This is a genomic window from Kutzneria viridogrisea DSM 43870 (assembly GCF_000525635.1).
Lineage (GTDB): Bacteria > Actinomycetota > Actinomycetes > Mycobacteriales > Pseudonocardiaceae > Kutzneria > Kutzneria viridogrisea.
Genome location: NZ_CP007155.1, coordinates 7,856,607 through 7,883,134, shown reverse-complemented (window position 1 = coordinate 7,883,134; position 26,528 = coordinate 7,856,607). Strand labels below are relative to the sequence as shown.

The window sequence follows — 26,528 nt, the reverse complement described above, 5'->3', positions numbered from 1 at the left end:
CCCTGAATGTTTTTCACTTGGAGGTGGGTGTGGCCCCGCACCGTTCGCCCTGGATGACCGAGGACCTCGACCAGCTGCGCGAGCTGGCCAGGACCTTCTTCGCCAAGGAGCTCACGCCCCACCAGGAGCGCTGGGCCAAGCAGCAGGCCGTGGACCGCGAGCTGTGGAACAAGGCGGGCGAGGTCGGCCTGCTCTGCCTGAGCATCCCGGAGCAGTACGGCGGTGGCGGCGGCACCTACGCGCACGAGGCGGTGATCCTGGAGGAGCAGGCCCGCGCCCAGGACAGCTGCTGGGGCAACAGCGTGCACAGCGGCATCGTGGCGCACTACCTCAACGCCTACGGCACCGAGGAGCAGAAGCAGCGCTGGCTGCCCAAGCTGGCCTCCGGCGAGAAGGTGGGCGCCATCGCGATGAGCGAGCCGGGCACCGGCTCGGACCTGCAGAACGTGCGCACCAAGGCGGTCCGCGACGGGGACCACTACGTGGTCAACGGGGCCAAGACCTTCATCACCAACGGCAGCCAGGCCGAGCTGATCATCGTGGTGGTCAAGACCGACAGCGACCAGGGCGCGCACGGCATCTCCCTGGTGGTGGTGGAGACCGACCAGGTGGAGGGCTTCCGCCGCGGCCGCATCCTGGACAAGATCGGCCTCAAGGGCCAGGACACCTCGGAGCTGTTCTTCGACGACGTCCGCGTGCCGGTGGACAACCTGCTCGGCGGCCAGGAGGGGCTGGGCTTCATCCAGCTCATGCAGCAGCTGCCCCAGGAGCGGCTGCTGATCGCCACGGCCGCGCTGGCGGGCATGGAGATCGCCGTGGAGCTGACCCTGGACTACGTCAAGCAGCGCCAGGCCTTCGGCCGCGAGCTGATCAAGTTCCAGAACACCAAGTTCGAGCTCGCCGAGTGCAGCACGGAGGTGGCCGTCACCAAGGCGTTCGTGGACCAGTGCGTGCTCTCGCACCTCAAGGGTGAGCTGGACGTGCCGACCGCGGCCATGGCCAAGTGGTGGACCAGTGAGCGGCTGTGCCGGGTCGCCGACCGCTGCCTGCAACTGTTCGGCGGCTACGGCTACATGAACGAGTACCCGATCGCGCGGCTGTGGGCCGACGCCAGGGTGCAGAAGATCTACGGCGGTACCAACGAGATCATGAAGGAAATCATCGGGCGGACGCTGTGAACGCCGGGCCGCTTTCCGGAGTCAAGGTCGTCGAGCTGGCCGGACTCGCGCCCGCCCCGTTCGGCTGCATGGTGCTGGCCGACCTCGGGGCCGAGGTGATCCGCATCGACCGGCCCGGCGCGGGCTCGCTGGTCCCCAACGACCCGCTCACCCGCGGCCGTCGCGCCATCGCGGTGGACCTGAAGGTGCCGGAGGGCGCGGAGCTCGTGCTGCGCCTGGCCGAGCGGTCCGACGTCCTGGTCGAGGGCTACCGACCGGGTGTGGCCGAGCGTCTGGGCGTGGGGCCGCGGCAGTGCCACGCGCGCAATCCCAGGCTGGTTTACGGGCGGATGACCGGCTGGGGCCAGGACGGGCCGCTGGCCGACCGGGCCGGGCACGACATCGACTACATCGCGGTGGCCGGTGCGCTGGAGCCGATCGGTCGGGCGGGGCAGCGGCCGGTGCCGCCGCTGAACCTGGTCGGGGACTTCGGTGGCGGCGGGCTGCTGCTGGCCACCGGCATCCTCGCCGCGCTCTACGAGCGGGAGCGTTCGGGCCTGGGCCAGGTGGTGGACGCCGCGATGGTCGACGGCGCCGCCCTGCTGTCCACCTTCGTGCACGGCATGAAGGCGGCGGGTGGCTGGTCCGGGCCACGCGGTACCAACATGCTCGACGGCGGTGCGCCGTTCTACGACACCTACGAGACCGCCGACGGCAAGTACGTGGCGATCGGCGCCATCGAGCCGAAGTTCTTCGCCGACCTGCTGGCCCTGCTGGAGATCGACCCGGCGCAGCTGCCCGGCAACCAGCTCGACCCCGCGCACTGGCCGCGGTTGCGCGAGCTGCTCGCCGCCGCGGTGAAGCGGCGCACCAGGGACGAGTGGTCGGCGCTGTCGGCGGGCAGCGACGCGTGCCTGGCCCCGGTGCTCGCGCCGGAGGAGGCCGCCGACCACCCGCACAACAAGGCCAGGGAGAGCTTCGTGGAGCTGGCCGGGGTGGTGCAGCCCGCACCCGCGCCGCGCTTCGACCGCACGCCGACGGCGACCCCGGTGGCACCGCCGAAACCCGCCCAGCACACCGACGAGGTGCTCGCCGAGCTCGGGCTGTCCGGGGCGGAGGTGAGCGAACTGCGCGAGCGCCGTGTCATTGGTTGACGGAAGGTTGTCCGTTGGTCGCCAGCTCTGCCCGAACGTGACCGAATCGGCGTAATCGGGTGCCGGGTGCCGCCATTCGTCTGACACGGCAGTGATTGGCTGGTTACCGTCAGGCAGTCGGACCTCATCAGGACCGGGGGGCGGTGGCGATGGACGACGGCGGTCGGCCCGCCCGTACCTGGCGAATGGCGCAGTGGTCGCTGTGGCGGTTGCCCTGGGCCTCCATCGCCTACGTGCTCGCCGTGGAACTGGCCGCCCTGCTCGTGTCCGGTGCGGTGTTGGCCAGCGCGAGCGAACCCAGTGCCGTGCAGTGGGTGGCGTTCGCCATGGTGGTGGGCTGCGCCGCCGCCCACCTGCTGGCCACCCGGCGGATCGAGCGGGTGCGCAGCCTGGCCCCGAGCGGTCCTCAGGTCGACCTGACCTCGATCTGGGTCGTCGGGGCCGTGTGCAGCCTGCCGCCCGCGCTGGCCCTGTGCGTGGTCCTCGTGACCAGGGCCCTGCGCTGGTCGATGAGCAGCCGCCCGCCGCACCGCAACCTGTTCGCCGCGGCGACCATCACGCTGTCGGCCTGCTCGGCAAGCGGGGTGCTGCAACTGGCCGGGCACGGGTTCGGGCCGTGGACCGGGCTGTTGCAGTCGGTGGACTCGCTGACCGTGCTGGTCGTCGCCGGAGTCGCCTACTGGGCCTGCCAGTTGGTGCTCGTCGCCGGGGTGTTCGCGCTGACCACGCGGCGGCCCACGGTGGTCGGCCTGCTCGGCGACTGGGACCTCAACGTGCTCGACGCCGCCACGGTCTGCCTCGGGCTGCTCATCGCGCTCGTGCTGTCCGAGCAGCCACTGCTCCTGCTGTTCGCCGTGCCGGTCGCCCTGGTGCTGCACCGCGCGATCCTGGTCGGCCAGTTCGAGCGGGCCGCCAGCCGGGACGCCAAGACCGGGCTCGCCAACGCCACGTACTGGCGGGACGTGGCGCACAAGCAGTTGGACGGCGCCCGCCGCAACGCGGGCGGCATGGGGCTGCTGATCGTGGACCTGGACCACTTCAAGAACCTCAACGACCGGTACGGGCACCTGGCCGGGGACGAGGTGCTGCGCGCCGTGGCCGACGCCCTGCGCGGGGAGGTGCCCGACTCGGACTTCGTCGGGCGCTTCGGCGGCGAGGAGTTCATCGTGCTCGTGCCCGGGGTGCACACCCAGGGCTCGCTGCTCATGGCAGGCGACCGGGTGCGGCGCTGCATCGAGCGGTTGACCGTGGCCGTCACCTGCCAGGAGGGCGGTGTCGCGGTCGCCACCGTGACCGGTTCGGTCGGGGCCGCGCTCTACCCCTTCGACGCGCTCACCCTGGACGGCCTGCTCCAGGTCGCCGACCGCGCCCTGTACGCCGCCAAGAGGGCGGGCCGCAACCGGACCTGCCTCGCCTCCTGGGGACGCGAGACGCCGGTGATCAGACCGGCGGGCTGAGCCGCCCGAGGTAGAGCGAGACCCCCGTCCCAGAGGGGGGAGGTGGACGGGGGTCTCGCAAAACCCGCTACCGGGGGGAGGAGTAGCGGGGTGTCTGTGGTTGTTCAGTGCGGCTTCGCATTAGTCAAGATCGTTGTTACTCGAACCGCACCACTTACGACTCTACGTTACTTCGCCCTTCTCTCCAAGGGGGGTCACGGAAGGGGCCTAGTCCCTGTGGGGGAGGCAAGCCGCTGACCTGCCGTTTCCGCGCGGGCATGTTCAACGCTTCGCCCAGTCGGGTATTCCCGGCTGTTGAAAGTCAAAGAGAAATTCATCCCTCAGGGGGAGTCAGTCCAAGGCAGGATAGCCAGCCGCGGTGCCCGCCGCGCACGGTCAACAGCGCGCAGAGCACCCCGCAGGCCCCGGTGAGCAGCCCGAGATCAGTCGCGGCGAGCTCCCGCACGGTGTCCAACCGGTCCAGCAGGTACCGCTCCACTCGATCACGAAGTGAGGCGGCCTCGCCCAGGTCGGCGTGCCTGGCGAAGGCGTCGGCGACCAGCAGCACGCCCGCCGCGCCGTGGCACAGGCCGAGCCGGTCGCCGGTCGACCCGGTCAGGTGCACCTCGGGATCCCAGGCGGCACAGAGGGAAAGCATCGCCTCGGTCGCCTGCTCGCGGGCGCCGCCCACCCACAGGGCCCAGGCGATGCCGGGGGTTCCGTAGCACCAAGCCTGGCGATTTACCGCATGTGGGGGAGGCGGCGCACCCTCACGTGCCCGTCTGGCCCAGGAAAGCACCCCGAGTCCGTCCCGATAGGACTCGGCGGCCAGCCAGTCCGCCAGCTCGCGGTTCGGCCGGGCGGTCAGCACCCCGGCGGCGCCGTGGGCCATTCCGGTGTCGATCCCGCCCTGGATCCAGCCGCTGAGCGGATCGCCCTCGTGACCGCCCACCCGCAACGAGCCGAGCCGGTCCAGGTGGTCCTCGCCCCGCTTGACCCCGGCGAGCGCGAGCCCGGCGGATCCGCTGATCACGTCGTAGTCGGGGTACCGCAACGGCGAGGTGCGCCAGGGGTGCCGGTCGAGGTGGTCCTCGATCCAGGCGGACACGCGGCCCGCCAACCGGGCGGCGGGCGGGTGCAGGCGGGCGATGAGCTGGACGCCGAGCAGAGTGCCCGCCATGCCGCCGTGCAGGCCGACGCGCGCGCTGGGGCGCACGGCGCCGGACAACCACTTCGGCAACGCCGCCCGCACCACGCTGTGCGCGGCGGCGTCACCGGTCTCGGCCAGCAGGACCGCGAGCGCGGCCGGACCGAGGTCCGGTGCCTCGTCCGCGCTCGCGGTCCACGAGCTGAGCACTCGTGCGGCTGGGACCGTCAGCACTCCCAGCGACTGATCGAACAGCCGACGAGCGTGCAGATCGCGGAGTCGGGAGTTCTCGCGTCCACGGCGATCTCGCTGACCTGCGTGTCCAACTGGTCGATCAAGGAGTCCAACTCGGTCAGTTCCAGTGTCGGTTGCACAGCACTATCCCCTTCCAACTAGCCCCGTACTCAGTTCCCCACCGGGATGCCGGTGGTGCTCTGGGCGCGCTGACTGGGCAGCGCGCGGTCCTGTTCGGCGTTGATCAACCGGGCCCAGGCCAGGGTTGCCCTGGCGGCCAGGCGGTTCGGGGTGCTCTCGTGCGGCAGCCGGGCCAGCAGCTGGCCCGCGATCGGCGCGCGGTCGGCGTCCCGGAAGGGCAGGTGCTCCGGGTCGGGCAGCATCTCCTCGAACAGCAGGGTGCCGTGCGGGGCGTCGGCGAGCAGCTTGTCCAGCACCCGCAGCGCGCCCACCGAGTCCAGGTCCACCGGCCTTGGCTGGTGACCGCCCTCGGTGCGGGCGAACACCCAGCGCGGCACCCCGGTGCCGATGCGCAGCGCGGCCAGCTCGCGGATCCGTTGCGGCACAGGAAGATCCGTGGCGGGCAGCTGCTCGCGGCCGATCCGCCACTGGGCACCGCACAGCACCAGCCCACCCGCCAGCACCAGACGCGGCAGCCGGTCGCGGTGCCGCAGGGCGGTGGCCGGGCTGCCCAGCGCCAGCGGCCTGGCCAGCTGCCGCGCGGGGGAGGCCGCCGACAACAGGGTGATCACCAGCCCCCACGGGGCCAGCGGGGTCCTGGTCGCGTGGTGGATCGGCCACAGGGCCATGCCGTCCGGGCCGTCCACGTCCTCGGCCACGATGCGCGAGCCGACCCGCCGCACGGTGATCCGCTCCAGCGGCAGGTACCGGCCGCCGCCCGGCTGGTAGCTGGCCGCGTCGGCGTCCCCGGTCCAGGTCGGGCAGTAGTGCGGGCGGCGCACGGCGTTGGCGGCCTTGTCGTGCAGCGGGGGCACGAGGATCTCCACGAACTCCGCGCCGCAGCGGCGGGCCAGCTCGTCGAGGAAGCGCCGGTACGCGGTCACCTGCGGGACCTCCCCGTGCAACTGGTGCAGCGCCTCGGCGAAGCGGGCGTCCACCACACCGGCGTAGGTCACCGCCTCCAGCACGGCACCGGAGGACCCGCCGCCGCCGATGGGGCGCACCAGGCAGTCCATCGGCCAGGACGAGGGCTGCGCGGGCGGGGCGCCGAGCTCGTCGAGCTGCCGCGGGGTCAGCACGACCTGCTCGGCGTCGGTGTCCAGCAGCGCCAGCAGCCGCCCGTACGGGCTCGCCGGGTCCGCGGGCGGTTCCGGCCAGCTCGGCCGATCGTGCGCGATCCCGTTGTCCCACAAGCGGAGTTCGGGATCAGCGCAGTCCCGGTGCGCACGCAGGTACTCGGCGAGCACCTCGGTGACGGGCCTGGGCGCGGGCCCGACCAGAGCCAGGATCGGGTGCTCGCGCGGCGGCGGGCTGGCCGAGGCCAGCAACTCGCCGACCCGGGACGCCTGGCCGACCAGCTCCTGGAGGCGTCCCACGGCGTCGGCGGGCATGGTGCCGCCGACCTGCCGGTAGACGTCGACGAACCCGGGTTCGGCGTGGCTGGTGACCTCCCCGTCCCAGCCGATCAGCTCGCTGGCGGGTTCGGCGGACAGTTGCACCACGCCCAGTTCCACCAGGTGGCGCAGGAATCCGCGCAGCACCTCGCGGCGCTCCTCGTCGGCGGTCGGCGACAGCAGGCGCACCAGCTCGTCGGCGTCGCGCACGCCCGACTCCAGTGCCCGCCGCACCGCGTCCAGCGCGGGCGTGCGCCGCACCAGCACCCGGCGCAGCGCGGTGCGGTCGGCCGGATCGACCACCCAGCAGGACATGTGCTCGTGGTCGCGCAGCCAGTGCAGGCCGGTGATGGTCATCGTGGCACCGCGCAGGTCCAGGTTCGCCGCCAGCTGCCTGCGCTCCGCCTGGATGTTGGCCACCCAGTGCGCCGCGCTCGCGCCGACCTGGGTCCAGTTGCCGCGGCGCTCGCCGACGGGCAGCAGCCCCACGTGGCCCAGCCAGTCCCGGGGCGTGGGCTTGGCCGCGCCGCGCGCGAGCACCCGCAGCAGGTAGTCGGCCCGGTGCCGCAAGCGCTTGCTGTCCCAGTTCTCGCCGAAGTCCAGCCTGCGCTGGATGTCGTCCATCATGCCCGGCGCGGCCTCGGTCACCGCCCTGGTCGCGAACGGGGAGGCGGTCACCAGCCGCCACGGCAGCCCGGCCAGTCGCCGCTGCTCGGCCAGCACGGCCTGTTCCGCCGCCTGCTCGCGGACCGCCAGCGCGGCGGACCAGTCCCCCGCGTGCGCCAGGTCCTCGGCCAGTTCGGGGGACAGGCCCGACACGGCACCGGCCAGCGCGTAGCAGTCCGCCTCGGGCACCGGCGAACCCCGGTGCAGCAGCCTGCGCAGCGCGAGCAGCCCGGCCCGCTCCTCGGGCTCCAGGTACGGGTGCGGCACCAGTTCGGCGCCCAGCCGGTCGGCGAGCGTGCCCGCGAACTCCGCGTAGCACTGCTGCTCCACGACCCGTTCCCGCAACCGCGTGAACAACTCCGGGTTGCCCGCCTCGGTCCACAGCCGCGCGGGCAGCCCGGCCACGCGCAGCAGCCCACCGGCCCCGATCAGCGGCCCGTCAGTCATCGCTGCCCGCCAGCGCCTCGGCGATCAGCGCCTGCCTGCCCCCGGTGAGCCGCCCCCGGTTCCAGTGGAACACCACGTGGTAGGAGGCCGCCTCGCGGGGCCCCACCCTGGCCCGCTCGCTGGCGAAGTACTCCGTGCGCCAGTCCGCCAGCACGGGCCGCACCGCGGCGTCGTGCGCCCGCAGCACCTCCTGTGCCCGTTCGGGGAGTGCGGCCCGCAACTCCTCCGGCGCGCGCCAGCGGGCCCGCAGCTCACGGCAGGCGGTGGCGGTGGGTCCGGTGGTGAGCTCTCCCGGCAGCGTGCGGTGCGCGCAGTCGCGGACCCTGGCCCACACGTCCCGGTCCTCCCACCCCGCCACCTCCAGCCCGGAGAACACCGATCGCAGCATCAGCAAGGAGACCACCCAGTTCGGGGCCCGCCCCTCGGCCACGGCGAGGTGGTCGAGCCAGGCGAGCGAGTCCACTGTGAACAGTCGGTGCACGTGCCGCATGGACGCGGGCCCACCGAACAGGTGCGCCTCGGGCTCGTACAGCCCGGGTGACACCTCGGCGACCAGGCCCTCGCGGCGCCACCGGTCGGCTTCGCGGCGCACCTGCTCGCGCACCGCGGCCGCCCTGCCCTGCGCGGCGGCGAACCGCACCCGCAGCCCGGGCGGCTTGTGCATGAAGAAGAAGTCGGTGACCTCGCCCCGCGCGAGCAGGGACCGGGCGCACCGGGCGAGTTCCGGGTACAGGGCGGCACGCACGCCGCCGAGCCCGAGCTGGGTCCAGCGGGGTGCGCCCGCGCTGCGCAGCGCGTCCAGCCCGCCCGCGAGGAAGGTCAGCCGGGCGGCGAGGAGTTCGGCGTCGCCGACCGGGTCGAGACAGTCGGCGAGGAACTCGGCCAGCGGCAGGCGGTTCCCGGCAACCGACACCACGGTATCGGCGGGTTCGGCACCGTCCGCTCGCATTCCACCTCCACGTCGTCCACATGCGACGGTAGGTGACGAAACGGCAAATGCCCTGACACATCAGTCGAAAGAGTTGGCCCGTCGCCGGGCTGAGGGATGCTCTAGACCTCAGGCAACCCTTGGTGACGGCGCAGCTCGCGCAGTGCGGCGGCCTGCCGCGCGGTGATGCCCGCGGCGCGGCGGCGTGCGGCCTCCTCCGGGTCGAAGCCCGCGCCGAGCCAGTCGGCGACCTCCTCGAAGGGCACGCCGGTGCGCCACCAGGCGCGGATCACCGCCATCGGTTCCTGCCCGGCGCGGGACAGCTCCGCGCCCTCCGCCGGGGTCAGCCCCAGGTCCAGCCAGGCCCGCGCGTCCCCGGCGTCCACCCCGTGCCGGGCCCACTCCAGCGCCTGCTCGTCCAGCCACTGCCGCAGCACGTACGAGCTGAGCAGCGCCCCGGTGACCCCCGCCTCGCGGAACCGGCGGGTGGCCTGCTCGGCGTCGGCATCCGGCTCGGCCTGCTGCCCGCGCTGCCACGCCTGGTCCGGGGTGACGCCCTGCGCCCGGTAGCGGCGCGCCTGCTCCAGGCCGATGCCGAACTCGTGCCAGCGCACCGCGTCCTGCGGCTGGATGCCCGCCTCCCGCCACTGGCCCACGGTGTCCGGGGTGACCCCGGCGATCGCCCACTGGGCGGCGCTCAGCCCGGTGCCCACGCCCGCGCTGATCCAGGAGCGGGCGAGGTCGATGGTGAACCGCCAGCGCCGCCACGAGGCCGCCTCGCCGCGGGCGAACCCGGCAGCCACCCAGCGGTTGAGGTCCTCCGGCTCGGGCTCCACCTCGGCTCAGGCCCGCCAGGAGGTCACCGGTACGCCCTTGGCCAGGTTCTCGCCGGGCAGCACGCGCAGCCGCCAGGGCCGCAGCCTGAGCAGTGCGACGGTGGGCGCGTCCGGGCCGGTCCAGCCGGGCACGCCGATGCCGCCGGGGTCGTAGCCCAGCGGCTCGGGGGCCTCGCGGAACAGGTTCCAGATCCGGGTCTTGGTGTCCAGGTCGGCCACCCACTCGGCGTGGCACTCGGCCAGGCAGGTGTCGTGGCTGGGCGTCCAGTAGTTGCAGGCCACGTGCGGGCTGCGGGCCAGGTGCGCCCGCTTGGCCGGGGTCGCCCCGGTGAGGATCCAGCCGGTGAGCTCGCCGTCCTGCCACTCCCACAGCGGGTGCAGCACCCGGCTGCGCGGCCGATCGGAGCTGTCCACCGTGGAGACGGTGCACCACACGATCTGGTGGGCCATCTCGACAAAACTGGGTGCGATCTCGTGCAAATCGGCCATGTGACGACGATAGCCCGACGGGGTGGGGGCGGTCTGCGCCCCCGTGGGCAGACCGTGTGGCGAGGATGACAGTTGATCGGGTGAAACCCGGGTGACGAGCGCGTGACCGCACCCTAGAGTCGGTTGTCGTGGGCAACCAACGAGGTGTGACTTCCGTGCCGGATGACCACGTGGCCGAGGTGGCCGCGCTGCGGGCGCAGTACTCGGCCCTGCCGCCGGGCACGCCGGTCCGGCTGGCCAAGCCCACCTCGAACCTGTTCCGCTTCCGCGAGGCCAACGCGCACCCCGGGCTGGACGTGTCCCGGTTCAACCGGGTGCTGCACGTGGACCCGGTGACCCGCACCGCCGAGGTCGGCGGCATGACCACCTACGAGGACCTGGCCGACGCCACGCTGGCGCACGGCCTGATGCCCTCGGTGGTGCCCCAGCTCAAGACGATCACCCTGGGCGGGGCGGTGTCCGGGCTGGGCATCGAGTCCTCCTCGTTCCGCAACGGCCTGCCGCACGAGGCGGTCCGCGAGCTGGAGGTGCTCACCGGGGACGGCCGGGTCGTGGTGGCCACCGCCGACAACGAGCACCGCGAGCTGTTCCACGGCTTCCCCAACTCCTACGGCACGCTGGGCTACGCGCTGCGGCTGCGCATCGACCTGGAGCCGGTCAAGCCCTTCGTGCGGCTGCGGCACGTCCGGTTCGGCAACGCCGCCGACTGCGCCGCGGCCATCGCGCGGATCTGCGCGGACCGGTCGTACCAGGGCGAACCGGTCGATTTCATCGACGGCACGGTGTTCAGCCGCGGCGCCCTGTTCCTGACCCTGGCCGACTTCGTGGACCACGCGCCCTCGGTCAGCGACTACACCGGCATGCACATCTACTACAAGTCCATCCCGTTCAAGCAGGTCGACCACCTGACCGTGCGGGACTACCTGTGGCGCTGGGACACCGACTGGTTCTGGTGCTCCAAGGCGCTGGGTGTGCAGGACCCGTGGGTGCGCCGGTTCTGGCCGCGCCGCCTGCTGCGCTCGGACGTGTACCGCAGGCTGGTCGCGCTGGACCGCCGCTACGGGCTGAGCCGCAGGCTGGAGTCGCTGCGCAACGCGTACCCGACCGAACCGGTCATCCAGGACATCGAGGTGCCGGTGGACCGGCTCGCCGAGTTCCTGGAGTTCTTCGACGACGAGATCGGCATCAGCCCGGTGTGGCTGTGCCCGCTGAAGGTCCGCGACGCCACCCCGTGGCCGCTGTACCCGCTGGACCCGGACACGCTCTACGTGAACGTGGGCTTCTGGTCGGGGGTTCGGCTGGGCTTCGGCGAGGAGATGGGCACCTACAACAGGCGGATCGAGCAGGTCGTCGCCAAGCTGGGCGGGCACAAGTCGCTCTACTCCGACTCGTACTACCCGGAACAGGAGTTCTGGCGTTTCTACAACGGAGACGTCTACCAGGGGCTCAAGCGGGAATACGATGCGGAGAAGCGACTTCCGGACCTCTACGAGAAGTGCGTGCGAGGGCGTTGAGAGGGGATCGCGATGCAACTGGCGGAGCTGTTCAGCCGGGCGCTCAGTGCCGACGACCTGATCGGGTTCGTCGCCTATGACGGTAGCCGCAGCGGACCGCCGGACGCCGAGGTCACCATCGAGATCAGGTCTCCGTTCGCGCTGTCCCACCTGGCCTCCGCGCCGGGCGAGCTGGGGCTGGCCAGGGCCTTCGTGTCCGGCCACATCGAGGTGCACGGGGACCTGCACCGGATGTTCCACCTGCTCGGCGACCTGGACCTGGGCAAGATGGACCGCGGCACCAAGGCCAGGCTGCTCGGGCTGCTGGTGCAGCGCAGGCTGTGGTGGCCGGTCGGCCCGCCGCCGCAGGAGGCGCGCCCGCGCGGCTGGCGGCACTCCAAGGGCCGTGACGCGCAGGCGATCTCGCACCACTACGACGTGTCGAACACGTTCTACGAGTGGGTGCTCGGCCCGTCCATGGCCTACACCTGCGCGGTGTACCCCACGGCGGAGTCCACCCTGGAGCAGGCCCAGTACGCCAAGCACGACCTGGTGGCCCGCAAGCTGGGGCTGGACGAGGGCATGCGGCTGCTGGACGTGGGCTGCGGCTGGGGCGGCATGGTCATGCACGCCGCCGAGCACTACGGGGTCAAGGCCCTGGGCGTGACCCTGTCGCGGGCGCAGGCCGAGTGGGCGCAGAAGGCGATCGTCGAGCGCGGGCTCCAGGATGTGGCCGAGGTCCGGTTCTGCGACTACCGCGACCTGGCGGAGACCGGGTTCGACGCGATCAGCTCGATCGGGCTCACCGAGCACATCGGCGCGGGCAACCTGCCCTCCTACTTCGACTCGCTGTACTCGAAGCTGCGCACCGGCGGGCGGCTGCTCAACCACTGCATCACCCGGCCCAGCGACGACCATCCGTTCAAGGCGGGCGGTTTCATCAGCCGGTACATCTTCCCGGACGGGGAGTTGGAGGGCCCCGGCTTCCTGATGTCCTCGATGAACCGGGCCGGGTTCGAGATCCGGCACTCGGAGAACCTGCGCGAGCACTACGCCATGACCCTGGACGCGTGGTGCGCCAACCTCGACGAGCACTGGGACGAGGCGGTGCGGGAGGTCGGCCTGCCCAAGGCGCGCATCTGGCGCCTCTACCTGGCCGGCTGCCAGTGGGGGTTCGACATCAACAACGTGCAGCTGCACCAGATCCTGGGCGTCAAGCTGGACGGCACCAGCTCGCACATGCCGCTGCGACCCACCTGGTAACCGAGAACGCCATGAAAGTGCCGTTCCTGGCACCTGACGCCACGAACGGCACTTTCATGGCACCTAGGCCCGGCGGCGCAGGCGGATCACGTTCCAGGACAGGGCGGGCAGCTCGGCGGTGAGCACGTCCCCGGTGACCGAGGCCCCGGCCAGTACGCGCGGTCGCACCCGGTCGGGCTCGGCCACGGTGTTGGTCAGCGTGTGGTCGGCTTCGGCCAGCGCCAGGTGCTCCACCACCTCGTGCCCGGGCACCGCGCGCAGGTTCGCGGTGAGCCCCAACGACTCCGTGGTCGACCGGTTCACGGCGAACACCGTCACCTCCTCACCGTCCTGGGTCGCCACGGCGCTCAGCAACGGCACCTCCCCGAACCGGGCCGTGTCGTACCGGGGTGAGGTGGGCTCCACGCGCAGCACCGTGCCCCGGGCGAAGCGGGCGGCCTGCGCGAACGGGTAGAAGATCGTCTGGCGGCAGACCCCGCCGCCCGGTTCGGTCAGGATCGGCGCGATGACGTTGGCCAACTGCGCCTGGCAGGCCACCGACACGCGGTCGGCGTGCCGCAACAGGGTGATCAGCAGGCTGCCCACGACCACCGCGTCGGCCACGTGGTAGTTGTCCTCGATCAGCCGGGGCGCATGCTGGGACTCCAGGTGTTCGTGGCCGGGGAAACGCCGCGCGTACCAGACGTTCCACTCGTCGAAGGACAGCCGGATCTTCTTGCGCCGCCGCAGTTTCGCCCCGACGTGGTCGCAGGTGGCCACGACCGCGCCGATGAACTGGTCCATGTCCTGCGCGCAGGCCAGGAAGCTGTCCAGGTCCCCGTCGAACTCCTCGTAGTAGGCGTGCAGGGACACGTAGTCCACGTGGTCGTAGGTGTGCTCCAGCACGGTGGCCTCCCACGCGCCGAAGGTGGGCATGGCGCTGTTGGAACTGCCGCAGGCCACCAGTTCGATGCCGGGGTCCACCTGCCGCATGGCCTTGGCCGCCTCGGCGGCGAGCCGCCCGTACTCCTGCGCCGTCTTGTGCCCGGTCTGCCAGGGGCCGTCCAGCTCGTTGCCCAGGCACCACAACGAGATCGCGTGCGGCTCGGCCTGCCCGTGCTTGACCCGCAGGTCCGACCAGTACGTGCCGCCCGGGTGGTTGCAGTACTCCACCAGGTCGGCGGCCTCCCGCACGCCCCTGGTGCCCAGGTTGACCGCCATCATCGGGCTGACCCCCGCCCGGCGGGCCCAGGTCGCGAACTCGTTGACGCCCACCTCGTTGGTCTCGATGGACCGCCAGGCCAGGTCCAGCCGGGTCGGCCGGTCCTCGCGCGGGCCTGTGCCGTCCTCCCAGCGGTAGCCGGACACGAAGTTGCCCCCCGGGTAGCGCACCACGCTCACACCCAGTTCACGGACCAGGTCGAGCACGTCCCCGCGGAAACCCTCGTGGTCGGCGGTGGGGTGCCCCGGCTCGTAGATGCCGGTGTAGACGCAGCGGCCCATGTGCTCCACGAAGGAACCGAACAGCCGCCGGTCCACCTCGCCGATCGCGAAGTCGGGGTCGAGCTTGAGTTGTGCCTGCTTCACGGTGCTGTGCTCTCCCTCTGCCTGGGTTGCCCGGCCACCGAGCAGGGCGGTGCGGCCGGACGGCCGATTGATCGATGTACAACGTTGTAAACCCGATCCGTGACAAGATCGTCACGGGGTCGGTTGAACACTGAGGGTAGTAGCCGCGTCCTGTAGTAGGGAAGATGTCCGTGCCGCGGACAAGGAGGACGCTCGTGAGTGCCAGCCTGAAGGACGTCGCGAAACTGGCTGGTGTGTCAGTGAAAACGGTCTCCAACGTGGTCAACGACTACCGCTACGTCAGCGCGGCGACCCGGGCCAGGGTACGCAGCGCGATCGACGAACTGGGCTACCAACCCAACCTGACCGCGCGTCACCTGCGCTACGGCCGGTCCGGCATCATCGGGCTCGCCCTGCCCGAACTGGACATCCCGTACTTCGCCGAACTGGCCAAGGCCGTGATCGGGGTCGCCGAGCAGCAGTCCTGGTCGGTGCTGATCGACCAGACCGACGGGCGAGGCGACCGCGAGCGGCAGACCGTGTCCGGGCCCAGGGCGCAGACCCTGGACGGGCTGATCCTGAGCCCGCTCACCCTGGACGCCTCCTACCTGGCCGGGCTGCGCGAAGACCTGCCGCTGGTGCTGCTCGGCGAGCGGGTACGGCCCGGCACCGCGGACCACGTCGTGATCGACAACGTGGCCGCGGCCCGGGACGCCACCCGGCACCTGATCGCGCTGGGGCGCCGCCGCATCGCGGCCATCGGCGACCAGCACAACTCCGACGCCGGCACGGCCGAGGTGCGGCTGCGCGGCTACCGCGAGGCGCTGGCCGAGGCAGGCATCGCGCCGGACCCCGCGCTCGTGCTGCCCGCGATGTCCTACCACCGGCCCGACGGGGCCGAGGCGATGCGCAGGCTGCTCACCCTGCCCGAGCCGCCCGACGCGGTGTTCTGCTTCAACGACCTGCTCGCGCTCGGCGCGCTACGCACCCTGCTGTCCAGCGGGGTGCGGGTACCGCAGGACGTGGCCCTGGCCGGGATCGACGACATCCAGGACGGCCGGTTCAGCACACCGACACTCACCACGATCGCCCCGGACAAGGAGCAGATCGCCGAGGCAGCCGTGACGATGCTGCTGGAGCGGGTCAACGGGTACGTCGGCCCGCCCAGGGAACTGGTCGCCGGGCACCGGCTGGTCGCGCGGGAGAGCACCGTGGGCCGCGGGTGAGCAGACGGTTGCGCCTGAGGTGGGTGCTGGTGGCCGTGCTGGCGGTGTTCGCCGCGGCGCTCCTGCACCTGGGCGCGCTGGTCGGGTTCCTGCCGCTGCACCAGGAAGAGGAGTGCCGCGCCGCGATCGGCACGGCATTCCCCTCGCCGCCTGCCGGGATGCGCGTGGACTACGCCGAGCAGGTGTTCCCGCCCAGTGCGCGCTGCGCGTGGCGCGGCTACGGCACAGTCGACCTGGTGCCCGCCTGGGTCACCCCCTCGATGGTGGTCCTGCTCGCTGTCGGTGGTGTCGCGATGAGCTTCGCCCTGCTGCCCGGTCTGCCCTGGGAGAAGCGCGCGCCACGGGAGGGCACAAGTGGTTGACCGCCCTGGCCTCCGTGTCCCGCGCCCCACTGCACAAGATCGAGAAGTGTCGTGCCGAGAAAGGCTGGGACATTCGCTGGGCATCGGTCGGGCGGGTTGCCTGCGGTTGCCGCGTCGATTTGCCTGCTGCTGGATGGCCTGCCGCCGGTTGGGTGACGGGGCGCTTTTACTGATGGCCTCGGTGAGGTGGTTCTCGGGTTTTGGTGTCCGCTGCCGGTGGAGCCGTTGGTTGCTTTTGCTGATGGCTTTGGACGGGGGGTGGGGCTCGGTTTTGTTGCCTGGCTGCCGGTTGGGTGGTTGGTTGCCGTTGCTGATGGCCTCGATGAGGCGGTTCTCGTCGTTCGGTGCCCGCTGCCGGTGGAGCCGTTGGTTGCTTTTGCTGATGGCTTTGGACGGGAGGCGGGGCGCCGCTTCCGTTGTCCCGCGCCGGTTCGGTGGCCGGTTGGTCCGCTGTGGAGTTGTTTCGTCCCGCCCCCTCGCCCGCCCGGTCAGGGCGGGTCGGGTTCGGCGATCGGCTTGGGCCGGGTCGTGTGGACGAACCCGAGAGGGGTGGTCCAGTGTCGGGTGCCGTCCAGTTCTCGGGTGAACCGGTAGAGCCCGATGGTCTTCAGGTAATGGTGTAGTGCGCAGAACGGCCCCAGATTGCAGGCATCCGTCACCTCACCCGAGGCAAACCCCCGCGCGTGGTCGATCTCGCACTGCGCCGCAGGCCGCATGCATCCCGGTGCCTGGCACACTCGATCCCGGACCCGAACGAATTCCTTGAGTGCTTCCGGTGGTCGGTAGCGTTGTCGCCCGACTCCGATCGGCATCCCGACCTCATCGACGAGGACTTTCCGCCAGTCGCCCTGGGCGGCGATCTCCCGGGCGGTGGCGGCATCGACCGGCCCGACCCCGGAAATGTGGCCGGGCTCCTCGGTCAGTCCGATGAGCGTTTTCGCGGAAATCGTGAGATCGGTGTGCACGGTGACCGGTCGGCCGCTGCCGAGCATCCGCTCGAGGAACACATCGGCCTGCTTCTCACCCCAGGTGCGGTCGTCATCGAGGGTCTCCGCGTCGGCGGTGATCTGGTCGAAGATCGCCCGCGCGGGCACGGCGTCCAGGTAGGCGGTCAGCAACGCCATCCCATCGGGCATGGACTGGTAGCTGACCTGCGAGGATTTCCGTACCGCCCGCACGTGTCGCCGCTCCGCACCTGCCGGGTCCACCAGGCAGATCAGGCGATCGGTTTCGGACTTGAGTTCCTGAGTGGTCCACTCGGCGGCTCCGGTCAGTCCGGTATCCACTGCCCGGGCCTGTCCGGCATCGAGGTTTTCGGTGCGCTTGCGCACGACCTCGAACCGGTCCAGGTCTATCCGTCCGTCGCGCAGCAGTCCGGCCACAACGGGAAGTCGATCCAGCGCGGCGGCCTGTTCGAGTTTCCGTCGGGCGGCGCCCAACGGAATGTGTAGCAGCAATGCCAGCTCGTGGGGATCGTCCAACTCCGCGATCAATCGGAGTTGGGCGTGGTCGAGCACGCGCTTGGCGACTTCGGCCGCCAAGACTGCCCGCGCGATCTCCACTTTCCCCATGCCACCGATTCTACTCCGAATAGCGGACACGGAAGAGTGAAAAGGGGTGTTGGCCGAATCTCGGGAGTGGTTTTTCTGGGGGAGGCGATGGGCTACGCCGCCCACCACACCCCGGCCCACTAAGCTGATCACCGTGCTCCGAGCCCTGCTGGCGATCGCGGTGCTGATCACGCTCACGGCGTGCTCGGCGGGCTCCACCGCCTACTCCTCGCCGAGTGCCGCCACGATCACGATCGGCTTCAGTGCGGAACCCGCCAACCTGGACTTCACCAGCACGGACGGCGCGGCCATCCCGCAGGCGCTGCTCTACAACGTGTACCAGGGCCTGGTCCGGCTCGACGCCCAGGGCAAGGTCGTGCCGCTGCTGGCGAAGTCCTGGACGCTGAGCGAGGACCGCCGCACCTACGACTTCCAACTTCGTGACGACGCCACCTTCACCAACGGCGCGCACTTCACCGCCGAGGACGTGAAGTTCAGCATCAACCGGGTCAAGACCGCGTGGACCGTGTCGACCAAGGCGTCGATGGACGTGGTCGACCACGTGGACGCGGTCGCGCCCGACCACGCCCGGGTCGTCCTGTCCAAGCCCAGCAACAACTGGCTGTTCGCCATGGCGGGCCGGGTCGGGGCCATGTTCACCCCGACCGGCACAGCGGACCTCCGCACCACCCCGATCGGCACGGGCCCGTACCAACTCGACCGGTTCAACCGGGGCGATTCCCTGGTGCTCAAGGCGAACCCGCGCTACTGGGGTCCGAAACCGACCTTCGGCACGGTCGTGCTGAAGTACTTCGCCGACCCGACGGCGCTGAACAACGCCCTGCTCAGCAACGGAATCGACGTGATCAGCTCGGTGCAGACCCCGGACTCGCTGTCCCGCTTCGAGACCGACGACCGGTTCACGGTGGTGCAGGGCACGACCACCGGCGAGGTCGTGCTGTCGTTCAACAACGCGCGGGCCCCGCTGTCGGACAAGCGGGTGCGGCAGGCCCTGACCTACGCCATCGACCGCCGCGCCCTGCTGGCCACTGCCTGGGCGGGCAAGGGGCTGCTGATCGGCAGCATGGTGCCGCCCTCGGACCCCTGGTACGAGGACCTGTCCAACCGCTACCCGTACGACCCTGACCGCGCCCGCGAGCTGCTCGCGCAGGCCGGGCAGCCGCACCCCGTCCTGCGCCTGCGAGTGCCGAACCTGCCCTACGCCGTGGACAGCGCGCAGGTGATCCGTTCGGACCTGGCGAAGGTCGGGGTCACCGCGAACATCGAGGAACTGGACTTCCCGGCCGTCTGGCTCAAGGAGGTCTTCGCCGGTCACGACTACGACATGTCGATCGTGGCCCACGTGGAACCGCACGACCTGGCCACGTTTGGCAACCCGAACTACTACTGGGGCTACCGCAACCCGAGGGTGGGCGCCCTGCTGGCCCAGGCCGACGCGGGCACGCCCGAGCAGCAGGTCAGCGGGCTGCGTCAGGTCGCGAGCACGATCAGCGAGGACGCCGCGGCGGACTGGCTGTTCCTGCTGCCGAACCTGGTCGTGGCCAAGGCGGGCATCACCGGATTGGCCCGCGACCAGGTCAGTGACTCCTTTGACCTGTCAAACCTCGGCAGGGCCTCGTGATCGTGCTGCGCAGGGCGGTGATCCTGCTGGTGACGACGGCGGTCGCCTCGCTGGTGGTCTTCGCCCTGCTCGCGGTCCTGCCCGGCGACCCGGCGCAGGTCGCACTGGGCGTGAACGCCACACCGGAGCTGCTGGCCAAGGCACGCCACGAGTTCGGTACCGACCGGCCGCTGCCGGTGCAGTACGCGGACTGGCTGGGCGGGCTGCTCAGCGGGGACCTGGGCCGCTCCTACGTCACCGGCGAGCCGATCGCCCCGCGCCTGCTGGACCGGTTCGAGGTGACGCTCTGGCTGGTCGGTACGGCGATGGTCATCGCGGCGCTGGTGGCCGTGCCGCTGGGCGCGTTCGCGGCGGTGCGGCACCGCAGGACCAGCGGGGTGCTCGTGTCGGCGGCCAGCCAGCTCGGCGCCGCCGTGCCGGGTTTCCTCGCCGGGATCCTGCTCGTCGAGGTGTTCGCGGTGCACCTGCGCCTGCTGCCCTCCGGCGGCTGGACCCCGCCCAACGCCGACTTCGGCGCCTTCCTGCGCGGGCTCGTGCTGCCCGCGCTCTCCCTCGGGCTGGTGCAGGCCGCCGTGCTCACCCGCTACGTGCGGTCCGCCGTGCTGGACGTGCTGCGCGCGGACTACCTGCGCACGGCGCGCGCCAAGGGGCTCGGGCCGGTCCGCGCGCTCGTCCGGCACGGGCTGCGCAACGCGGCCGTGCCGGTGGTCACCGTGCTGGGCCTGCAACTGGCCACCCTGCTGGTCGGTGCCGTGATCATCGAGCGGGTGTTCGTCGTGCCGGGGCTGGGCAGCCTGCTGCTGGACGCGGTGGGGACCAGGGACCTGGTCGTGGTGCAGGACGTGGTGATGCTGCTGGTGGTCGCCGTGCTGCTGGTGAACTTCCTGGTGGACGTGCTGTACGCGGTCCTGGACCCGAAGTTGAGGCGTGCATGAGGAGTCTGGTCCTGGGCGGCGCGCTCGTCGGCCTCATCGTGCTGGCGGCCCTGCTGTCCTTCCTGTGGACCCCGTACGACCCGACCCTGGTCGACGCGGCGCTGCGGCTGCGCGGCGTGGACTGGGCGCACTGGCTGGGCACGGACCGGTTCGGGCGGGACGTGGCGAGCCAGCTGATGGTCGGCGCCCGGACCACCCTGTACGTGGGCCTCGTGGCCGTGGGCGTGGCGGCTCTCGTGGGCACCCCGCTCGGGCTGCTCGCGGCGAGCGGCCCGCGCTGGCTGGGCGAGCTGGTCGCCCGCGTCAACGACCTCGTGCTGGCCTTCCCCGCGCTGCTGCTGGCGATCATGCTCGGGGCCGGGTTCGGTGCGAGCACGGGCACCGCGATGATCGCGATCGGGGTGGCCACCGTGCCCTCCTTCGCCCGCGTGGCAAGGGCGGCGGCGATGCAGGTGCTCACCACCGAGTACGTGCTCGCGGCCCGTTCCGCCGGGCGCCGCCCGCTGGCGATCTCCGTGCGGCACGTGCTGCCCAACGTCGCCGGGCTGCTGATCGTGCAGTCCTCGGTGTCCTTCGGCATCGCGGTGCTGGCCGAGGCCGCGCTGTCCTTCCTGGGGCTGGGCACGCAGCCGCCGACCCCGTCCTGGGGCCGGATGTTGCAGGAGTCCCAGGAGCTGCTGGCCGTGCAGCCCCGGCTGGTGGTCGTGCCGGGTGTGGCGATCGCCTTGGCGGTGCTGGGTTTCTCGCTGCTCGGCGACGGGCTGCGGGACCGGCTGGACCCGAGGCTGAAGGGGGTGGGTGATGCTGGCCGTTGACCGGCTCGGCGTGCGCGCGGGTGAACTGGACCTGGTCACCGAGGTCTCGTTCACCGTCAGCGCGGGCGAACGCGTTGGCCTGATCGGGGAATCCGGCTCGGGCAAGTCGTTGACGGCCACCGCCGTGCTGGGCCTGCTGCCCGAGGAGCTGACCGCCAGCGGCTCGGTCCGCGTGGCCGGGGTGGAGCACGAACTCGTTGGCGCACCGGAACGTCTGCTGACGAAGCTGCGCGGCTCGCGGCTGGCCATGGTGTTCCAGGAGCCGATGACCGCGCTGAACCCGGCGATGCGGGTCATCGACCAGGTCGCCGAGGCCCGCGAGGTGCACCACCCGGGCCGGGACCGCGTGCTGGTCGAGGCCGATGCCCTGCGCCTGCTGGAACAGGTGCGCCTGCCCGAGGTCGCGACCCTGTCCAGGGCCTACCCGCACCAGCTCTCCGGCGGCCAGCGCCAGCGCGTGCTGCTGGCGATGGCGCTGGCCAACGACCCGGACGTGCTGGTCTGCGACGAGCCCACGACCGCGCTGGACGTCACGGTGCAGGCGCAGTTGCTGGAGCTGATCCTGGACGGTGTCGCCGAACGCGGCGCGGCCCTGCTGTTCATCACGCACGACCTGGCTGTCGTGGCAACGGTGTGCGAGCGGGTGCTGGTGATGTACGGCGGGCGCGTCGTGGAGGCGGGTCCGGTCCGCGAGGTACTGACCGAGCCCCGGCACCACTACACGCGCGGCCTGCTCGACGCCTCCGACCTGGAGTCCACCGACGAGCACGGCCGCCTGCACGCGATCCCCGGAACCGTTCCCGCGGCAGGGGAATTCCCCTCCGGATGCGTGTTCCGCACACGCTGCGGTCGCGCCGACGAGCAGTGCGCGGACCTGCCGCCGTGGACCGGTGCCCCCGAGCACGGCCACGCCTGCTGGCACCCGGTCGGCGGTGACTCGTGATCGTCGCCGAGGAACTCAGCCGCAGCTACCGTCGCCCGCGCAGCACCCCGTTCGGACCGCGCACGCAGGTGCGCGCCCTGCACGAGGTGTCCTTCGAAGTCGTTGCGGGACAACGCTTTGGCGTGGTCGGTGAGTCCGGTTCTGGAAAGTCCACATTGGTCCGTCTGCTGGCTGGCCTGGACAGTCCCAGCAGCGGAGCGGTCCGGTTCGACGGGCAGCTGGTCTCCGGCCGCCGCCAGCGGGACCTGGACTTCCTGCGCAGCCGCCTGCAAGTGGTGTTCCAGGACCCGATGGGCTCGCTCGACCCGAGGATGCGGGTCGCCGACATCATCGCGGAACCCCTTGTGGCGCAGCGCATCCCTGGACGTGCCGAGCGGGTGGCCGAGGTGTTGGCCGCCGTCGGCCTGCCCGCGAGCGCCGCGGACCGCTACCCGCACCAGTTCTCCGGCGGCCAGCGCCAGCGCATCTGCCTGGCCAGGGCGCTGGCCCCGCGCCCACAGGTGCTGATCGCCGACGAACCGGTCAGCGCGCTGGACGTCTCGGTGCGCGCGCAGGTGCTGAACCTGTTGTCGGACCTGGTTGATCGCTACTCGCTCACGCTGGTGTTCGTCTCGCACGACCTGTCGGTGGTCCGCCACGTGTGCGACACCGTGGCGGTGCTCAAGTCGGGGCAGCTGGTGGAGCTGGGTGCGGTGGAGCAGGTCTACCGCCGCCCGCGGCACCCGTACACGCGGCAGCTCGTGCGCGCGGTGCCCACGCTGCGCGGGGCGCTGGCCGGGATCACCGCGGCCGACCTCACCCCGTGAGGCGGGCGAAAAATCACGCGACAGCGGCGAACGTCGTTCGCTAGCCTCCGGTCGACGTCGACCTGGGGAGCGAGTGACTTGGCCCACAAGGGAAAGCCAGGACTGGTACTGACCGCGGTCCTGCTGTCCTCGGTGATGTTCCCACTGACCATCGCGGGCGCCTCCGTCGCGCTGACCGGGATCCGAGCCGATCTCGGCGCCGAACTGGCCGCCACGCAGTGGGTCGTCAACGGCTACAACGCCTGTTTCGCGGCCTTCCTGGTGTTCACCGGCTCGCTGGCCGACGTGGTCGGCAAACGCCGGATCTACGCGTGCGGGCTGGCGCTGTTCTGCCTGTGCGGGGCGGTGAGCGCCTTCGCGGGCGACATCCTGCTGCTCGACCTCGTGCGAGCACTGGGCGGGATCGGTGCCGCGGCGGCGGTCACCGGCGGCACCTCGATGCTGGCCGCCACCTTCGACGGTCCGGCGCGGGCCCGCGTGTTCGGGCTGTTCGGCACCGCTCTGGGCATCGGGCTGGCCTTCGGCCCGACGATCGGCGGCCTGCTGGTCGACGGCCTGGGCTGGCGCGCGGTGTTCGGCGTGCCCGCGGCCTTCGCACTGGTGGCGCTGCTACTGGTGCCCGCCCTGCCCGTCGTGCCGGTGGAACCGGGCCGTCGCGTGGACTGGGCCGGTGCCGCGCTGTTCACGACCTCCTTGCTGCTGCTCATCTTCGCCCTGGTGCAGGGCGCCGACCTGGGCTTCACCAGCCCGGTGATCCTCGGCTCCTTCGCCGCTGTGCTGCTGCTCGGCTTCGCCTTCACGCGGGTGGAACGCCGCAAGCCGGACCCGCTGTTCGACCTCGGCCTGCTCGCCAACCGCCGGTTCCTCGCCCTGTCGGCCGCCGCGGGGGCGATCGTGATCGTGCTGGTCCCGCTGATGGTGTACCTGCCCTCCTACCTGATCGAGGTGGTGCACCTGAGCGCGGGCCAGACCGGGATCTGGCTGCTCATGCTGACCGGGCCGTCCGTGGTGCTGCCGACACTGGGCGGGCTGCTCGCCACGCGCGTGCCGCCGATCGCGCTGGTGGTCGGTTCCGTTGCCATCACGGGCATCGGCGCGCTGCTGCTGGTGACGATCGGCCCGGACAGCACCCCGCTCGCGCTGCTCGTGCCGTTCCTGCTCACCGGTGCCGGACTCGGTTTGTCCATCGGGCTCAATGACGGGCTGGCCATCGGCAGCGTGCCGCCGGAGAAGTCCGGTACCGCCTCGGGCATGTTCAACACCGCCCGGCTGGCCAACGAGACCGTGGCCATCGCACTGGTCGGCGCGGTGCTGGCCGGGCTCAGCGGCGGGGCGTTGACCGGCACCGGGTACACCTCGGCGCTGCGCACCGTGTGCGTGGGACTGGGCGTTTTCGCTTTGCTGGCAACGGGAGCCGTGGCGTGGCTGTCACGACGTGACCGTGCTGCGTAGCGCGGCGACACCCGCGGTGAGTGCGGCGTCACCGGTGGCGGTGCTCGTCCCGGCGGGCAGGGATCCCAGCAGCACCAAGGCATAACGCAGGTTCGGCCCGACCAGGCCGGTGGTGTTCAGCACCGACTCCGTGTACAGCTGCATCCAGCCCTGCTTGATCGCCCACGAGGTGCCGGGCAGGGCGTCCGGGATGCCGAAGTACTGGTCGGTGCCGTCCGCCGCGGTCTGCGCGGCCCCGCTCAGCGCGGTCAGCAGCAGGTCACGCGAGGGCTCCGGCACGGTCGTGGTGATGTAGTGGTAAACCGCCACCACGTCCTGCGCCGTCATCAGGGTCTCGCCCCACTGCGTCTCGTCCTCCGGCGGCTGGGTGCCGGTCAGGCCAATGCTGGCCGCCTCCCTGCTGACGATCGAGTTGCCGCCGTCGGCGTCCCACAGCGCGTCGGCGATCGAGTCGTCGCTGTAGGCCAGCATCTGGTGCACCCGGGCCTGGGTGTCCGCGTCCGGCGCCCAGTTCTGGCTGCTCAGCAGGTCCAGCGCGATGAGCAGCTTCACCACCGAGGCGGTGTAGAACTGCTCGGAGGCGTTGGCCGAGGCCAGGGTCGTGCCGGTGCCGGTGTCCACCACGAGCAGGCCCACCTTGCTGCCCGGTGCCGTGGACTGCACCGCCGAGACCACCTGCTGCGCCAGCACACCGGGGTCCACCCGAGGGGGTGTGGTCGTCGTGGTCGTGGTCTGCGGTGGAGTCGTCGTCGCGGACGGCCTGGTGCTGGTCGTCGTTGGCGTCGCGGGCTGCTTGACGGCGGCCAACGTCGTGGCGACGGGGGAGGACACGCTCACTGCGACCGCCACGACCGCGGTGGTGGCCAGCAGTCCCAGTGTCGTCGGCAGGCGCTTCATACCCGGTGAACGGCACCGGTCCCCGATCGGTCCCTGACCTGCCAGAACAGACAGGGTTCCCTCAAGTACCTCTCAGCTTCGCGGACGCCGTGTCACCGGCCGGACACTGGTGGGCACCCCTAATGTCATGAAAGTGCCGTATGAGACACCAGATGTCTCATACGGCACTTTCATGACATGCTGCGCCGCCGCACCCGGTGCGGCGCTGGCCCGAGGGCCTACTCCGCCTCGTCCCCGTCGTGGTCGCTGCCCGCGCTCGGGTTGCCGATGGTGATCAGGCTGAGGTTGATGTTCGCGGTGCGGTCGATCTCGATCAGGCTGTCGCTGCCCTGCGGGTTGATCACGATCAGGCCGCCGAGCCCGCTGGTGTTGCCCCCGGCCTCGCCCCCGTACGGCGCTGCCTGAGCGGTCCCGCTGAGTGCGACCGCGGTGACGCCCGCCACCACCGTCACCGTTCCGAGGGACCTGATTGCGTGACCCAGCATCGACATTCGGTGAGCTCCCGTTCTCGTTGCGTGACGACGTCACCCTATCGATGATCACGGCAGGCTTGGCCGGAGGGGCATCGGCCGTCCGCCCACAGCGAGCGCGCCGGGAATTGTCAGACCCCCGTGCCACTGTGGTCCCAGGGCTCGTCGTACGAGAGAGAGGGGACTGCGGTGAACGTCAAGGAGGGCATGGCCGCGGGGGTGCCGTACGTGGTGCTGCCGCCTGACAACCCAGCCGAGGACACGCCTCTGGTGGCGGCCTGGCACCTGATGGACAGCCCGCGCAGCGAGGCGGCGCTGGCAGCCGCGCTGCCACTGTCCGGAGTGGACGCGTGGCGGGTCTACTTCGGCCTGCCCCTGTTCGGTGCCCGGCTGCCCTCGGGCGGGTTCGACGCGCTGCGCGAGTTGGCCGCCGAGGACTACGTGCTGCGGTTACTGGAACCTGTTGTGGGGCAGGCGGCCGCCGAGTTCCCACTCGCGCTCGCCGCGGTCCGCGCTCAGCTGGGTCTCGGCGAAGGGCCGCTCGGGCTGGTCGGCGGCTCCGCGGGCGGAGCGGTCGTGCTGCGCGTGCTGGCGGAGCAGGACCTGCCCGTCACGGCCGCCGCCGTGATCAACCCGGTGGTGCGGGTCGAGCCGGTGGTGGACAGCGCCGAGAAGGTCTTCGGCTTCACCTACGAGTGGACCGAACCCGCCGAGGCCGCCGCCGCGCGCCTGGACGTGATCGCCCGCGCGGAGGAGATCGCGCGGCGGCACCCGGGCCTGGCCCTGCTGCTGCTCGGCGGCGAGCTCGACGACCCCGAGTTCCGCGAGCCGCTGGCCGAGTTGCACTCGGTCCTGCCCGGTTCGCTCGGGCGGCGTGCGCGGCACACGGTGATCCCCGACATGGGGCACTCCTTCGCCGAGGAACCCGGTGTGGAACCCGCCCCGCAGAACGAGGACGCCCTGCGCGTGGACGAGGCCGTCACCGAATGGTTCCAGCGCCACCTCGCAGGGGAACGGGAGGCCGCGTGACAATTAGTCCACAGTAGACAGTCGCGTATTGG

Annotated in this window: 24 protein-coding genes; 14 read left to right on the top strand and 10 right to left on the bottom strand. The window is 71.4% G+C overall.

Annotation, left to right across the window (positions count from 1 at the left end):
* The first annotated feature begins 53 nt into the window (after positions 1–53).
* From KALB_RS34180 to KALB_RS34170, 3 genes are all read left to right on the top strand, one after another.
* Positions 54–1,178: an acyl-CoA dehydrogenase family protein gene (locus KALB_RS34180; RefSeq protein WP_030108740.1), complete on the top strand. Its 1,125-nt coding sequence runs from the start codon at positions 54–56 to the stop codon at positions 1,176–1,178.
* Entirely contained in the window at positions 1,175–2,311 is a 1,137-nt protein-coding gene (locus tag KALB_RS34175) for a CaiB/BaiF CoA transferase family protein (RefSeq protein ID WP_025360175.1), read from the top strand. The genes KALB_RS34180 and KALB_RS34175 overlap by 4 nt, the downstream gene beginning before the upstream one ends.
* A gap of 149 nt (positions 2,312–2,460) precedes the next feature.
* Positions 2,461–3,768 (top strand): GGDEF domain-containing protein, encoded by a 1,308-nt coding sequence (locus KALB_RS34170; RefSeq protein WP_236650410.1) that lies wholly within the window; start codon positions 2,461–2,463, stop codon positions 3,766–3,768.
* 313 nt (positions 3,769–4,081) lie between these two features.
* On the opposite strand, the gene KALB_RS34165 is transcribed toward KALB_RS34170, so the two are convergent.
* The 6 genes from KALB_RS34165 to KALB_RS34145 form a co-directional block, all read right to left on the bottom strand.
* Positions 4,082–5,104, bottom strand: coding sequence for a lanthionine synthetase LanC family protein (locus KALB_RS34165; protein WP_025360173.1), 1,023 nt, complete (start codon positions 5,102–5,104; stop codon positions 4,082–4,084).
* A 17-nt stretch (positions 5,105–5,121) separates the two neighbouring features.
* Entirely contained in the window at positions 5,122–5,268 is a 147-nt protein-coding gene (locus tag KALB_RS47915) for a hypothetical protein (RefSeq protein WP_158510868.1), read from the bottom strand.
* Positions 5,269–5,298: 30 nt separating this feature from the next.
* Entirely contained in the window at positions 5,299–7,815 is a 2,517-nt protein-coding gene (locus tag KALB_RS34160; protein ID WP_025360172.1) for a hypothetical protein, read from the bottom strand.
* Entirely contained in the window at positions 7,808–8,764 is a 957-nt protein-coding gene (locus KALB_RS34155) for a thiopeptide-type bacteriocin biosynthesis protein (protein ID WP_025360171.1), read from the bottom strand. Before KALB_RS34155 ends, KALB_RS34160 begins: the two co-directional genes overlap by 8 nt.
* Positions 8,765–8,865: 101 nt before the next feature.
* Positions 8,866–9,579 (bottom strand): hypothetical protein, encoded by a 714-nt coding sequence (locus KALB_RS34150; protein WP_025360170.1) that lies wholly within the window; start codon positions 9,577–9,579, stop codon positions 8,866–8,868.
* 6 nt (positions 9,580–9,585) lie between these two features.
* Positions 9,586–10,068 (bottom strand): pyridoxamine 5'-phosphate oxidase family protein, encoded by a 483-nt coding sequence (locus KALB_RS34145; protein ID WP_025360169.1) that lies wholly within the window; start codon positions 10,066–10,068, stop codon positions 9,586–9,588.
* Between the two features lie 155 nt (positions 10,069–10,223).
* Here KALB_RS34145 and KALB_RS34140 point away from each other — a divergent pair, with 155 nt between their 5' ends.
* Complete coding sequence (locus KALB_RS34140) at positions 10,224–11,582, top strand: FAD-binding oxidoreductase (protein ID WP_236650083.1); 1,359 nt, start codon at positions 10,224–10,226, stop codon at positions 11,580–11,582.
* 12 nt (positions 11,583–11,594) lie between these two features.
* The gene (locus tag KALB_RS34135) at positions 11,595–12,824 is read left to right on the top strand and encodes an SAM-dependent methyltransferase (RefSeq protein ID WP_025360167.1); all 1,230 of its coding nucleotides are present in this window, start codon (positions 11,595–11,597) and stop codon (positions 12,822–12,824) included.
* 63 nt (positions 12,825–12,887) lie between these two features.
* Here the strand turns inward: KALB_RS34135 and arfA are convergent, their stop codons facing one another.
* Positions 12,888–14,390 carry an arabinosylfuranosidase ArfA gene (gene arfA, locus KALB_RS34130; RefSeq protein WP_025360166.1) on the bottom strand — a complete coding sequence of 501 codons (1,503 nt, stop codon included), beginning with the start codon at positions 14,388–14,390 and terminating at the stop codon, positions 12,888–12,890.
* 194 nt (positions 14,391–14,584) lie between these two features.
* Between arfA and KALB_RS34125 the strand changes: the two genes are divergently transcribed.
* A complete protein-coding gene (locus KALB_RS34125; RefSeq protein WP_025360165.1) occupies positions 14,585–15,595 on the top strand; it encodes a LacI family DNA-binding transcriptional regulator in 1,011 nt (336 codons plus the stop codon).
* Entirely contained in the window at positions 15,592–15,957 is a 366-nt protein-coding gene (locus KALB_RS47910; RefSeq protein WP_158510867.1) for a hypothetical protein, read from the top strand. Before KALB_RS34125 ends, KALB_RS47910 begins: the two co-directional genes overlap by 4 nt.
* A 488-nt stretch (positions 15,958–16,445) precedes the next feature.
* On the opposite strand, the gene KALB_RS34115 is transcribed toward KALB_RS47910, so the two are convergent.
* Positions 16,446–17,528 carry an HNH endonuclease signature motif containing protein gene (locus KALB_RS34115; protein WP_081789667.1) on the bottom strand — a complete coding sequence of 361 codons (1,083 nt, stop codon included), beginning with the start codon at positions 17,526–17,528 and terminating at the stop codon, positions 16,446–16,448.
* A 127-nt stretch (positions 17,529–17,655) separates the two neighbouring features.
* Between KALB_RS34115 and KALB_RS34110 the strand changes: the two genes are divergently transcribed.
* The 6 genes from KALB_RS34110 to KALB_RS34085 all read left to right on the top strand — a co-directional run bounded on the left by KALB_RS34110 (position 17,656) and on the right by KALB_RS34085 (position 24,100).
* Complete coding sequence (locus KALB_RS34110; protein WP_236650409.1) at positions 17,656–19,149, top strand: ABC transporter substrate-binding protein; 1,494 nt, start codon at positions 17,656–17,658, stop codon at positions 19,147–19,149.
* A gap of 2 nt (positions 19,150–19,151) precedes the next feature.
* The gene (locus tag KALB_RS34105; RefSeq protein ID WP_148309993.1) at positions 19,152–20,084 is read left to right on the top strand and encodes an ABC transporter permease; all 933 of its coding nucleotides are present in this window, start codon (positions 19,152–19,154) and stop codon (positions 20,082–20,084) included.
* The gene (locus KALB_RS34100; RefSeq protein ID WP_025360160.1) at positions 20,081–20,899 is read left to right on the top strand and encodes an ABC transporter permease; all 819 of its coding nucleotides are present in this window, start codon (positions 20,081–20,083) and stop codon (positions 20,897–20,899) included. Before KALB_RS34105 ends, KALB_RS34100 begins: the two co-directional genes overlap by 4 nt.
* Entirely contained in the window at positions 20,886–21,842 is a 957-nt protein-coding gene (locus KALB_RS34095) for an ABC transporter ATP-binding protein (protein ID WP_030108314.1), read from the top strand. Before KALB_RS34100 ends, KALB_RS34095 begins: the two co-directional genes overlap by 14 nt.
* Positions 21,839–22,648, top strand: coding sequence for an ATP-binding cassette domain-containing protein (locus KALB_RS34090; RefSeq protein WP_025360158.1), 810 nt, complete (start codon positions 21,839–21,841; stop codon positions 22,646–22,648). The genes KALB_RS34095 and KALB_RS34090 overlap by 4 nt, the downstream gene beginning before the upstream one ends.
* Before the next feature lie 78 nt (positions 22,649–22,726).
* Positions 22,727–24,100 carry an MFS transporter gene (locus tag KALB_RS34085; protein ID WP_025360157.1) on the top strand — a complete coding sequence of 458 codons (1,374 nt, stop codon included), beginning with the start codon at positions 22,727–22,729 and terminating at the stop codon, positions 24,098–24,100.
* Here KALB_RS34085 and KALB_RS34080 read toward each other — a convergent pair.
* Together KALB_RS34080 and KALB_RS34075 are read right to left on the bottom strand one after the other, a co-directional pair.
* A complete protein-coding gene (locus KALB_RS34080; protein ID WP_030108313.1) occupies positions 24,077–24,997 on the bottom strand; it encodes a serine hydrolase in 921 nt (306 codons plus the stop codon). The genes KALB_RS34085 and KALB_RS34080 overlap by 24 nt on opposite strands.
* Positions 24,998–25,215: 218 nt before the next feature.
* On the bottom strand, positions 25,216–25,482 hold the full coding sequence (locus KALB_RS34075) for a hypothetical protein (RefSeq protein WP_148309761.1): 267 nt from the start codon (positions 25,480–25,482) through the stop codon (positions 25,216–25,218).
* Positions 25,483–25,656: 174 nt separating this feature from the next.
* Here KALB_RS34075 and KALB_RS34070 point away from each other — a divergent pair, with 174 nt between their 5' ends.
* A complete protein-coding gene (locus KALB_RS34070; protein ID WP_025360153.1) occupies positions 25,657–26,496 on the top strand; it encodes a prolyl oligopeptidase family serine peptidase in 840 nt (279 codons plus the stop codon).
* Positions 26,497–26,528 lie beyond the last annotated feature (32 nt).